This window comes from Streptomyces sp. KL116D, from assembly GCF_030766975.1.
Lineage (GTDB): Bacteria > Actinomycetota > Actinomycetes > Streptomycetales > Streptomycetaceae > Streptomyces > Streptomyces longispororuber_A.
Window position 1 is genome coordinate 29,223 of sequence record NZ_JASERH010000152.1, and the last position, 11,901, is coordinate 41,123.

Annotated in this window: 10 protein-coding genes; 4 read left to right on the plus strand and 6 right to left on the minus strand. The window is 71.7% G+C overall.

Going from position 1 to position 11,901, the window contains the following annotated elements; translation table 11 throughout:
* The first annotated feature begins 84 nt into the window (after positions 1-84).
* Positions 85-1,326, plus strand: a complete 1,242-nt coding sequence (locus RBJ77_RS60355) for a glycoside hydrolase family 18 protein (protein ID WP_372352700.1) — start codon at positions 85-87, stop codon at positions 1,324-1,326.
* An 81-nt stretch (positions 1,327-1,407) separates the two neighbouring features.
* Here the strand turns inward: RBJ77_RS60355 and RBJ77_RS60360 are convergent, their stop codons facing one another.
* A complete protein-coding gene (locus RBJ77_RS60360; protein WP_372352701.1) occupies positions 1,408-2,037 on the minus strand; it encodes a TetR/AcrR family transcriptional regulator in 630 nt (209 codons plus the stop codon).
* A 121-nt stretch (positions 2,038-2,158) separates the two neighbouring features.
* Positions 2,159-2,317 (minus strand): SCO1431 family membrane protein, encoded by a 159-nt coding sequence (locus RBJ77_RS60365; RefSeq protein ID WP_255967647.1) that lies wholly within the window; start codon positions 2,315-2,317, stop codon positions 2,159-2,161.
* A 188-nt stretch (positions 2,318-2,505) separates the two neighbouring features.
* Here RBJ77_RS60365 and RBJ77_RS60370 point away from each other — a divergent pair, with 188 nt between their 5' ends.
* Positions 2,506-3,990: a M1 family metallopeptidase gene (locus RBJ77_RS60370; protein ID WP_372352702.1), complete on the plus strand. Its 1,485-nt coding sequence runs from the start codon at positions 2,506-2,508 to the stop codon at positions 3,988-3,990.
* Positions 3,991-4,036: 46 nt separating this feature from the next.
* Here RBJ77_RS60370 and RBJ77_RS60375 read toward each other — a convergent pair whose 3' ends face one another.
* Positions 4,037-5,407: a peptidase C39 family protein gene (locus RBJ77_RS60375; RefSeq protein ID WP_372352703.1), complete on the minus strand. Its 1,371-nt coding sequence runs from the start codon at positions 5,405-5,407 to the stop codon at positions 4,037-4,039.
* Positions 5,408-5,634: 227 nt separating this feature from the next.
* Between RBJ77_RS60375 and RBJ77_RS60380 the strand changes: the two genes are divergently transcribed.
* Both RBJ77_RS60380 and RBJ77_RS60385 read left to right on the plus strand, forming a co-directional pair.
* Complete coding sequence (locus RBJ77_RS60380; RefSeq protein ID WP_372352704.1) at positions 5,635-6,276, plus strand: uridine kinase; 642 nt, start codon at positions 5,635-5,637, stop codon at positions 6,274-6,276.
* A 407-nt stretch (positions 6,277-6,683) separates the two neighbouring features.
* Complete coding sequence (locus tag RBJ77_RS60385; RefSeq protein WP_372352705.1) at positions 6,684-8,552, plus strand: AAA family ATPase; 1,869 nt, start codon at positions 6,684-6,686, stop codon at positions 8,550-8,552.
* Positions 8,553-8,702: 150 nt separating this feature from the next.
* Here the strand turns inward: RBJ77_RS60385 and RBJ77_RS60390 are convergent, their stop codons facing one another.
* The 3 genes from RBJ77_RS60390 to RBJ77_RS60400 form a co-directional block, all read right to left on the minus strand.
* Positions 8,703-9,782: a hemolysin family protein gene (locus tag RBJ77_RS60390; RefSeq protein WP_372352706.1), complete on the minus strand. Its 1,080-nt coding sequence runs from the start codon at positions 9,780-9,782 to the stop codon at positions 8,703-8,705.
* Entirely contained in the window at positions 9,779-11,119 is a 1,341-nt protein-coding gene (locus RBJ77_RS60395) for a hemolysin family protein (protein ID WP_255967640.1), read from the minus strand. The genes RBJ77_RS60390 and RBJ77_RS60395 overlap by 4 nt, the downstream gene beginning before the upstream one ends.
* A gap of 328 nt (positions 11,120-11,447) precedes the next feature.
* Positions 11,448-11,891, minus strand: coding sequence for a PH domain-containing protein (locus RBJ77_RS60400; RefSeq protein ID WP_372352707.1), 444 nt, complete (start codon positions 11,889-11,891; stop codon positions 11,448-11,450).
* Positions 11,892-11,901 lie beyond the last annotated feature (10 nt).

The window sequence follows — 11,901 nt, forward strand, 5'->3', positions numbered from 1 at the left end:
CCACTGGTCTAGTCCTCCTAAGGTGCGGCGGCAGGTCCACAGCACCACTTCCCCCACGCTCCCCTCCCCCCACGAGGAGACACGATGCTCAGACCGCACCTCCCCCGCGCGCGCTTCAAGGCGCTCGTCTCCGCTGCCTGTTGCGCCGTCCTCGGCGCGGGACTGCTCGCCTCCGCGGGCACGGCGGCGGCCCAGACCGACCTCAACTCCCAGGAAGCGGCGGCCGGTTCGAAGGTCGTCGGATACTTCACCGAGTGGGGTGTCTACGACCGGAACTACCACGTCAAGAACATCGAGACGTCCGGTTCGGCCGACAAGCTCACCCACATCAACTACGCCTTCGGCAACGTCCAGGGCGGCAAGTGCACGATGGGCGACTCCTACGCCGCGACCGACAAGGCGTACACCGCCGACCAGTCGGTGGACGGTGTCGCCGACACCTGGGACCAGGAACTGCGCGGCAACTTCAACCAGCTGCGCAAGCTGAAGAAGCTCCACCCCGACCTCAAGGTCCTCTGGTCCTTCGGCGGCTGGACCTGGTCGGGCGGCTTCTCGGACGCCGCCAAGGACCCGGCCGGGTTCGCCCAGTCCTGCTACGACCTGGTCGAGAACTCCAAGTGGGCCGACGTCTTCGACGGCATCGACATCGACTGGGAGTACCCGAACGCCTGCGGCCTCAGCTGCGACACCAGCGGGCGCGACGCCTACAAGAACCTGATGGGGGCGCTGCGTTCGAAGTTCGGGTCGAGCGCGCTCGTCACGTCCGCGATCCCGGCCGACGCCTCCGACGGCGGCAAGCTGGACGCCGCCGACTACGCGGGCGCCGCCCAGTACGTCGACTGGTACAACCCGATGACGTACGACTTCTTCGGCGCCTGGGACGCGCAGGGCCCCACCGCCCCGCACTCGCCGCTGACCTCGTACGAGGGGATACCGAAGGCGGGGTACAACAGCGACGCCACCGTCACCAAGCTCAAGGCGATGGGCGTGCCCGCCTCGAAGCTGCTGCTCGGGATCGGCTTCTACGGGCGCGGCTGGACCGGTGTCACGCAGGCGGCGCCCGGCGGCACCGCGACCGGGCCCGCGGCCGGCAAGTACGAGCAGGGCATCGACGACTACAAGGAACTCAAGACCAAGTGCCCCGCCACGGGCACGGTCGGCGGCACCGCGTACGCGTACTGCGGGAACAACTGGTGGAGCTACGACACCCCGGCGACGATCGCGGGGAAGATGGACTACAAGAACCAGCAGGGCCTGGGCGGCACCTTCTTCTGGGAGCTGTCCGGCGACACGACGAACGGTGAGCTGATCAAGGCCATCGACTAGGGCCTGTCGTCACACTCGCGTCGTCGCGGCAGGGAGATCGGGCGGGGTTCCGGCGCGCCGGGCCCCGCCCTTCCTATGCGCTCAGGGGTGGGCGGGCGCCGGGCAGGCCGGCTCGAACTCCTCGATCACCCGGAGGGTCTCGACGAGCGTGCGGACCAACAGGGCGCGCACGGTGTCCCGTTCGAGCCCGTGCCGGCCGATCCAGTCGAGCGTGACGCCCTCGACGCTGCACAGCCAGCCGAGCAGGGCGGTCCTGGCCAGCTCGGGCAACTCCGTTCTGCCGTAGGCCCCTTGGGCGATCGTGGCGATCATCTCCGCGCGCACTCCGTCCCGGATGGCCTGCACCTCGGTGTCGAAGCCGACGCCGCCGGTGACGATCGCGCGGTAGGCCGCCTGGTGGTGCTCGGCGTAGCGCAGATAGCCGTCGACGGTGCGGTGCACGCGGTCGACCGGGGCCAGTCCTCCGGTGCTGTGCGCGCGGTCGACGAGGTCACCGACGGAGTCCTCGATGATCGCGAGGTAGTAGCCGCGCTTGGACGTGAAGTAGTAGTAGATCAGGCCCTTGGCGACGCCCGCGTGCCGGGCGATGTCGTCCATCGACAGCGCGTCGTAGGACGTGTCGGCGAACAACTTCCGTCCGATGGAGATGAGTTCGGCGCGGCGTGCGGCCGAGCGGGCGGTGCCGCGCGTCCGCTGATGACTGATGTTCAATGGCGGTCCCGGTCTCCGGCTCCTTGCGGATGCCGCAGTATGGCACTTTCCGGGGCACTTCTCGCCCGGGCGCCCGGGGCCGGCAGTGGTGCGCGTCACGTCGCGCCGGGCGACGCCCCGGTCACATCCAGCCGAGCTGCGTGACGAGCATCGCGAGGACCACGACGAAGGTCCAGCCCATGACGTGCTCGAGGATCTTGGGCCCGTCCTCCTCGGGGCCGCCGGTACGGGTCCGTGCGGCGGCAGCGGTGGTGGAGGCGGTGGCGGAGCTTGCGGTCATGGCTGTCTCGCTCGGGTCGCGGTGCTGGTCCTGGCTCTCCCCCCGGCGGCGCCCTGGTCCCCTCCGGCGCCCCCTCCACCTTGCCATCGGATCGCCGCCGCGCGGCCGAGACCTTGGTCACGTACAACCGGGCCGCCGCGCCAGGCGTCCCACACTGCGACGCGATCCGTCCGACCGGAAGGTTCCCGATGAGCACGTACCGGCCGTCCCACCGCAGAGCACGTCTCGCGCTCGCCGCGGCGATCACCGTCACCGCCGCGCTGACCGGCCCGGCAGCCGTCTCGCAGGCCGCCGCGGAGGACGCGCCCGCGCCCGGCGCGCCGGGCCTGGGCGACCCGATGTTCCCGCTCGACGGGAACGGCGGCTACACCGTCCGCCACTACACGCTCGACTTCGACTGGCAGGCACCGAGGACGCCGTTCGCGGCCTCGACCACGATCCGGGCCACGGCGACGCAGGCGCTGTCCCGCTTCGACCTGGACTTCGCGGGCAACGAGCTGGGCCGCGTCACCGTGAACGGCCGCCCGGCCCAGACCCGGCGCGACGGCGACGAACTCGTCGTCACGCCCAAGTCCCCGATCAACAAGGGCAGTTCGTTCACCGTCAAGGTCGACTACACCGCCGACCCGACGCAGCTGCGGCACCGCGACGACGCGATCGAGGACTACGGCTGGATACCGACGCCCGACGGCACGGTCCTGTACCCGCAGCCCAACGGCGCCAAGATGATCTTCCCGTCGAACGACCATCCCAGTCAGCGCGCCCCGTTCACCTTCCGCGTCACGACCCCCGCCGACCGGACGGCCGTGGCCAACGGCAGGCTGACCGACAGGGCCGAGCGCCCCGGCGGCCGGGTCCGCTGGACGTACGAGTCCGAGCAGCCGGTCGCCACCCAGCTGGTCCAACTGGCCATCGGGGACTTCCAGTTGATCGACAGCAAGGGGCCCGACGGGATCGCCGTGCGCGACGTCGTCCCGACGGCGCTGGTCGCCCCGACCAAGCAGTACCGCGATCTGACACCCGACCACCTGCGGTGGCTGCGGGAGAAGCTGGGACCGTACCCGTTCAACCGGTACGGCGTGCTGGTCGGCGACACCGACCTCGGGGTGGCACTGGAGACGCAGACCCTGTCCCTGGTCCCGAAGGCGGACCTCCTCGGCACCAAGGTCGACGCGGAGCGCAATCTGGTGCACGAGCTCACCCACCAGTGGCTCGGCGACAGCGTGGGCATCGCAACCTGGTCGGACCTCTGGCTCAGCGAGGGCCACGCCCGCTTCTACGAGCGCTGGTACTCCGAGGAGCACGGCGGCGACAGCTTCGAGGCCGCGATGAGGACGGCGTACGAGAACCACGACCAGTGGCGCCACGACTACGGCGCGCCCGCCGAACCGACCGAGCCGAACCTCTTCAAGCGGATGCGCTACGACGGCTCGGCGCTCGTCCTGTACGCGCTGCGCGCGCAGGTCGGCGCGGACACGTTCCAGCGGATCGAGCGGGCCTGGTTCAGCCGGTACCGGGGCGGGACCGCATCGACGGCCGACTACATCGCGCTGGCCTCGAAGGTCGCGGGCCAGGACCTGTCCGGATTCCTCCGCCCGTGGCTCTACGGCGCCACGACCCCGCCGATGCCGGGCCACCCCGACTGGGTGGTGAATCCGGTCGTCACCGGATGACGGTCGTGACCCCACCGCCCCGCCGGGCGGTGGGGTCACGCGGGGGTCAGCGCACGCCCACGGCCGCCAGCGCCTTGCGCTGCTTCGGGGTCGGGTGGGCCGGGAAGTACAGGTAGCAGACGCCGCCGGTGCCGGAGACGACCTTGCCGGTGGCGTTGTAGCGCTTGGTGCGGAGCCAGATGTTCTCCCACTCGCGGCGCTTGTAGACGCGGCGGACCGCCGGGTCGTTCGGCGAGGCCGGGTCGTTCGCGACGACGTCGCCGTCGGCGGTGAAGCCGATGACCGTCATCAGGTGGCCCGAGGTCCCGTAGCCCGCCCCCGTCAGCTCCTCCTTGAGGAACGACTGGGACGTTATGGCCGGGATGCCCGCCGCGATCAGCTTCTCCAGGTCGGTGAGCGAGGAGAGCCGGGTGACCACGCCCTGGAGGTCCTTGTACGTCGCCGCGTACGCCGCGTTGAACGGCCAGTTGCCGCAGCCCTCGTACTGGTAGTCGTACGTGGAGCGGGCCGCGTGGCAGACCTGCGGGTCCGCGTAGCCCGGGTCGACCCAGGCGAGATCGGCCGCGGACGGCTTGCGGCCCCAGTACTCGATGATCATCTGCGAGGACGTGGGGCTGCACCACGCCTCACCGCCGTTGTCGTACTCGGGGTACTGGCCGGCGTGGATGTTCTGCGAGTAGCGCGGGACCGTCAGCTCCTTGGCGAGGCCGGGCGTGGAGGCCGGCACCGTGAAGCGGTCCGGGACGTCCGAGCCCATGGCGCCCAGCCGCCAGACGGTCGGGGCGGCCTTCGAGCCGGGCGCGCGCAGCAGCGTGAGGCGCAGCGCGTACGAGACGAGGCGCAGACCGGACGCGGCGTCGTCGATGGAGAACGTGTCGGTCCAGATGCTCGACTTCCCGTCGCTCTGGTCGTCCACGGAGGTGCGGCGGATGTCCACGTCCGCGTCGTCGCCGGCCGTCCAGCGGCCCATCACGTACCAGGGCGTCTGCGTGCCGTCGGTGTACGTGCCCTGGAGCTCGATCTGGATCCAGGTGCCGGCCGGGGTGTGCGCGTTCCAGGAGGCGATGACCTCCGTGGCGGGGACGGCGAGCCGGTGGACCGGGGAGGTCCACTGCGCGTACTCCCACTCACCGGTCCTGTTGAGGTGCGGGTCGGTGTACGTCGTCGTGCCGGCCGGCGCCGCGAACGTCAGACCGGGGCGGGAGCCCGCGACGGGGCGGGTGCCGCGGCCGGTGCCGGAGCGCCAGTCGGTGTACGTCGTCCAGGTGCGGTTGTCCACGAGGCGTGCGGGGGCCTGTTCCTGAGCGGGTGCGGCGTGTGCGGTTCCCGAGGCGGCCGTCGTGACGAGCGCGACGCCTGCGGCCGCGACGAGGACGGTTCTGCGGGACGGACGGGAGTCCGGGTCGGTTCGGGTCATCGGGTGGATCCCCCAGTCGACGGATCGGGTGGACGGGCCTGACGGGTCTGACGGGCCGGGTGCAGCGCCTGCTCCTGCCGGAACAGTGCGCCAACTATGGCCGCCGGAGCGGGATTTCCACCAGCGTTTCGAGGCCGTCCCGCCCTACCAATATTGGTCTTCACCACTGGCATGACCTGCGGCGGCGCGCTCCAAACGGATCCGCGCCGACCCGTACCCTGGCGGACGTGAGCTACCACCGCCTGATCCTCGACCGGTACGCCGCCCGGCTGCGGCGGCTGCCGCCCTCGTGCGGCCCCGTGCGTCTCGTCGGCATCGACGGGCACGCGGGGTCCGGGAAGTCGACCTTCGCCACCCGGCTGGCGGAGGCGCTCGGCGGCGCACCGGTTCTGCGGCTCGACGACATCGCCAGTCACGACGCCCTCTTCGGCTGGACGGACCGGCTGCGCGCCCAGGTCCTCGATCCGCTCGCGCTCGGCAGGACCGCGCACTACGAGACGTACGACTGGCACGAGCGCCGCTTCGACGGGGTCCGTGCGCTGCCGCCCGCGGACGTCGTCCTGGTCGAGGGCGTGGGGGCGGGGCGCCGGGAGGTGCGCCCGTTCCTGGCGGAGCTGGTGTGGCTGGACAGATCGGCCGAGGCGTCGTGGGAGCGGGGGCGGGCCCGGGACGGGGCGGTACAGCGGGAGTTCTGGGACGGCTGGATCCCAGCGGAGCGCGAGCACTTCGCAAGGGACCCTTCTCGGCCCTTCTCGCAGCAATTGGTACGCGAGTGCCCGGAGGGTTATGAGGTGCGTGAGGGCCCTTCCGTGACCCCGCCGCACCGCCCCGACGTCACTCACCGTGAGGAACCGCCAGCGGTCCGGTGAACCTTCGGAAACGGCCTTCCGCCAGTTTCCTTGAGTGCCCCAACTCGGCTTGACCGGGGGGCCGTACAGGACTTACGTTCTGAATGTGCGGCCTTTCGGGGCCGCCCGCAGTCGCGAAGCCCCCGGTTGTTCCCCCGTGATCGGGGGCTTCGTTCTGCCCGCAATGCCCTTTCCCCGGCGTTCCGAGGCGCTCTTCGTTCACCCAGGGTCACCATCCGGCACCGCGCTCACCTGCGCCGAATCCCCGCCCGATGCCACGATCCGACCCGGTTGCGCCCTACGGCCGACGCTGCCCCCGCAGGTACGATGCCTCTCGGTGCGGCCTACGGACGGCTCGCTGTCCGCATCGTGGCAACTCCCGTCCATGACAGAGCGGTTCATCGGGGGCACGGTTTGTGGGGGACGTGATGGACTTCGGCACTGGTGCGCCGACAGGCCCGGCCGACCTCGCCTGGCTGCGAGGCGTCGACGCCTACACCATGGGCGCGTATCCGCAGGCGGAGGAGGAGTTCCGGGCCGCCGTGCGGATGGACCCCGGCATGGCCGACGGCTGGCTCGGGCTGCACGCGCTGCGGATCGACACGACGACGGCGCTGCTGCGCATGTTCCGGCACCGCGACCGGTTCGGCGAGCAGCGCACGCGGCACCGCCGCACGCTCAACTCCTGGTACTGGCTTGGCTGGTGGGTGCAGCCGGTCCTTGAGCACCCGCGCGACCTGTTACTCGCGCACGCCTCGCACTGGCTGGACGGCCGCCATGTCCCCGATCTGGACCGGGCGTTGGCGACGCTGCCGCCGGTGGACGCGGATCCGCAGGTGCGGTTCCTGCACGCGTGCCGGGCGTATCTGGTCAAGGACTGGGAGCAGTTGGTCCGCCACACGGACCCGCTGATCGACGACCCGATGCTGGGCATCGAGGCCGGGCTCTTCGGCGGCATGGCGCGGGTGCGCCTGGAGATGTACGGGCAGGCGGAGCCGCTGCTGTCCGCGGCGCTGATGCGCTGCCGCAGCGAGCAGCCGCAGCGCAAGGAGCTCAGGTACTGGCTGGCGAGGGCGCACGAGGGCACCGGCCGCTCGGCCGCCGCGCTCCCCCTGTACCGGGCCGTGCACCGGGTCGACCCGGCGTTCATGGACACCTCCGCGCGGCTCGCGGCCATCGCCGAGGGCGACGGGTACGGGGACTTCGGCGACGGCACCGACCTGGCGCCCATGTCGCTGACGGGCTATCAGGACGGCCTGGACGGCGGCGAGTCCGTCGACCCGCTCTACGAGACCGACGGGCGCGGCCTGAAGGTCTCCGACCCGGATCTGCCGCCGCCCGGCTCCGGCGCCGGCCCCGACGACGCCGACATGGTCCGCGAGAAGGCCGTGGTGCCGGTCCCGCCGCCGCTGCCGCCGGGCCCCGCCGACCCCGCGCTCCTGGAGGAGGCGCTCACCGAGCTGGAGCGGATGGTGGGCCTCGAACCCGTGAAGCGCCAGGTCAAGGCGCTCTCCGCACAGCTCAACATGGCGCGTCTGCGGGCGAGCCAGGGCCTTCCGGTGCAGCCGCCGAAACGGCACTTCGTCTTCTCCGGCCCGTCCGGTACGGGCAAGACCACCGTCGCCCGGATCCTGGGGCGGGTCTTCTACGCGCTCGGGCTGCTCGGCGGCGACCACCTGGTGGAGGCGCAGCGGGCCGACCTGGTCGGCGAGTACCTGGGCCAGACCGCCGTGAAGGCGAACGAGCTGATCGACTCGGCGCTCGGCGGCGTGCTCTTCGTGGACGAGGCGTACGCCCTGTCCAACTCCGGTTACGGGAAGGGCGACGCGTACGGCGACGAGGCGCTCCAGGTGCTGCTGAAGCGGGCCGAGGACAACCGGGACCACCTGGTCGTGATCCTCGCCGGGTATCCCGAGGGCATGGACCGGCTGCTCGCGGCCAACCCGGGGCTGTCCTCCCGGTTCACGACGCGGGTGGACTTCCCCTCGTACCGGCCGCTCGAACTCACGTCGATCGGCGAGGTGCTGGCCGGGGAGAACGGGGACGTGTGGGACGAGGAGGCGCTGGAGGAACTGCGCTCGATCGCCGGGCACGTCGTGGACCAGGGCTGGATCGACGAGCTCGGCAACGGCCGGTTCCTGCGGACGCTGTACGAGAAGTCGTGCGCCTACCGGGACCTGAGGCTCACCGGGTATCTGGCGGAGCCGTCCCGGGACGACCTGGCGACGTTGCGGCTGCCCGATCTCATGCAGGCGTACGGGGAGGTCCTGTCGGGGCGGGGGCCCTCCGGGCCGTGACCGGGTGACGTGGGGCCCGCCCTGGGGGCGGGCCCTTTCGCCTGTGCGCCGTCGGGGGTTACCGGTGCTGGGCGGGTGCGCGTCCCGTCGTGGTCGCTCGCGCGGTTCCCCGCGCCCCTGAGGTCACCCGGTTCCCGGCTCCCCTCATGGCTACGTCAGGGCGCCCTCCCTGCTGCGCGCCACCGGCACCTGCGCCGGGTCCTCGCGGTGGGCCGGGTCGCGGACCTCGCCCACCAGGAGTTCCAGGACGTCCTCCAGGGCGACCAGGCCGAGGACGCGGCCCGTGGCGTCGGAGACCTGGGCCAGGTGCGTGGCCGCACGGCGCATCACCGTGAGGGCGTCGTCCAGGGGGAGTTCGGCGCGCAGCACCGTCATGGGGCGCCACACGTGCTGCGGCACGGCGCGGTCGATGTCCGGTCCGTCGATCAGGTCCAGGACGTCCTTGACGTGCAGATAGCCCATGAAGTCGCCGGTCTCCGCGCAGATCGGGAAGCGGGAGTAGCCGGTGCGGGCGGTGAGGCCGATGACCTCGGCCGGAGTGACCGAGGGGCCGACCGTCACCAGCGAGGCGCGGGTCAGCAGGACGTCCGTCACCGGGCGGGAGCCCAGCTCCAGCGCGTCCTCCAGGCGTTCCTGCTCCTCGGGGCCGAGCAGGCCCGCCTGCCCGGAGTCCTCCACGAGCCGGTTGAGCTGCTCGCTCGTGAACGCCGCCTCCACCTCGTCCTTGGGGTCCACCCGGAAGAGCTTCAGGATCAGCCGGGCACAGGCGCCGAGGGCGGCCGTGACCGGCTTGCAGAGCCGGGCGAAGGCGACGAGGCCGGGGCTGAACCACAGCGCGGTCTTCTCCGGCGCCGCCATGGCGAGGTTCTTCGGGACCATCTCGCCGATGACGAGGTGCAGGAAGACCACGGCCGCGAGCGCGATCACGTACCCGAGCGGGTGGATCATGCCGTGCGGGACGTGGGCGGCCTCGAAGACCGGTTCGAGGAGGTGGGCGACCGTCGGCTCGGCGACCGCGCCGAGGGTCAGCGAGCAGACGGTGATGCCGAACTGGGCCGCCGCCATCATCTGGGGCAGGTGCTCGAGTCCGTACAGGACCTGTCGGGCCCGCTTGTTGTCGAGGGGCTCGATCTGGCTGCGGCGCACCGAGACCAGGGCGAACTCCGCGCCGACGAAGAATCCGTTCGCGAGCACGAGGAGTGCGGCGAAGAGGAGTTGCAGTGCGCTCATCGGGCCGCCTCCAGGACCGCGGCCTGCGGGGTCTGTGCCGTGCGTACGATGCGGACCCGCTCGGCCCGGTAGTGGTCGACCTGACGGACCGCGAGGCGCCAGCCGGGCAGTTCCGCGCGGTCGCCGGGGGCGGGGATGCGGCCGAGGAGATCGGCGACGAGGCCGGCCACGGTCTCGTACGGGCCCTCGGGCACGTCGAGTCCTATCCGGCGCAGGATGTCGACGCGGCAGCTGCCGTCGGCGTCCCAGGCGGGGCGGCCGTCCTCGGGCGGGGCCACGGCGAGTTCGGGCAGGTCGAGGCCGTCGTGCTCGTCGCGGACCTCGCCGACGAGTTCCTCGACGATGTCCTCCAGGGTGACGACCCCGGCCGTGCCGCCGTACTCGTCGACGACGACGGCGATGGGCTGCTCGCTGCGCAGCCTGGCCAGCAGCGGCTGGACGGGGAGCGTCTCGGGCACCAGGAGCGGGGGCTGCGCGATCCGGCTCACCGGGGTGCGCAGCCGCTCGTGCGCGGGCATCGCGAGGGCGTCCTTGAGGTGGACCATGCCGATGACTTCGTCGATCCGCTCCCGGTAGACCGGGAAGCGGGACAGGCCGGTGGCGCGGGTCAGGTTGACGACGTCCTCGGCGGTCGCGGACGCCTGGAGCGCGCTGACCTTCACGCGGGGCGTCATGACGTGCTGTGCGGTCAGCTCCGCGAGGGAGAGGGTACGCACGAAGAGGTCGGCCGTGTCCTGTTCCAGGGCGCCCGCCTGGGCGGAGTGCCTGGCCAGGGAGACCAGTTCGCCCGGGGTGCGGGCGGAGGCCAGTTCGTCGGCGGGTTCGACGCCGAGCATCCGCACGAGCCGGTTCGCGACCGCGTTGAGCAGTGCGATGACCGGGCGGAAGAGCCGGGCGAAGACGGACTGCGGGCCGGCCACGAAACGGGCCACCTGGAGCGGCTTGGACACCGCCCAGTTCTTCGGGACGAGCTCGCCGATCACCATCTGCACGGCGGAGGCGAGCAGCATCCCGACGACGACCGACACGCCGCCGACGGCTCCGCCGGGGATGCCGACGGCGGTGAACGGGCCGCGCAGCAGCTGGGCGAGGGCCGGTTCGGCGAGCATGCCGACGACGAGGGAGGTGATGGTGATGCCGAGCTGGGTCCCGGAGAGCTGGAAGGACAGCTCCCGCAGGGAGTTGACGACGGTTCGGGCGCGTTTGTCGCCGGCGGCCGCGGCCTGCTCGGCGTCGGGGCGCTCGACGGTGACGAGGCCGAACTCGGCCGCGACGAAGAAGCCGTTGGCGAGGATCAGGAGGAAAGCGGCCGCAAGGAGCAGCAACGGGATGGTCATGCCGCCGCCTCCACGGACGTACGCGAGCGGGTCGCGCTATGTCGGGAGGGGGCGGCGCAGGTACTACCGGACGATCCGTCCATCGCTGGAGGGAGTCACTCCTCGGTTAGCAGGAGCCCCGACTCGCCCATCCGGGCGCGTCACGCCCGTCGGGGCGCTTCAGGGGCGGGGCGGCTCTCGGCGCACGCCCCACCACCAGATTAATCAAGACATGGGCGAGAGCGTCAGGGCGTGGGCCTCTGAGTGAGCCCCGAACTTCAAACGCCCCCCACAACCGGCCGACCGGCTGGGGCCCGGGGGTCGCCCCCCTCAGTCAGCCCTGAACGGGTCAGCCCCGAAGTCCCGTGTGGGCGGCCTCGGTCAGGGCCCGGAGGGCCTTCGCGTCGCGGATGGCGGAGTGCTTGGCGATGCCGGGCTGGATGCCCATCGCGGCCAGGCTGGTGCCGTCGGTGAGGTTGAGGAACACCCACGGGTCGCCGGGCCGCAGGTTGACCTGGACGATCTCCGCCCAGGACAGCCGGCGGCTGCGCGCGACGTTGACGACGGTGACGCCCTGGTCGTCGGCGACGACCTTGGGGCGGGCCAGCAGTCCGAGCACGCCCCAGAAGAGGGCCGCGGTGAAGACGAAGGAGATGCGCTCCCCGGGGCTCATGCCGTTGAGGATGAGCGCGATGACGGTGATCGTCACGAAGCAGGCGGCACCGAGCGCGTGCAGGATGACGCGGGTGCGCCCGGGCCGGAACGTGACGGGAAGGTCGGGTACGTCAGACATGCGGAGCGTC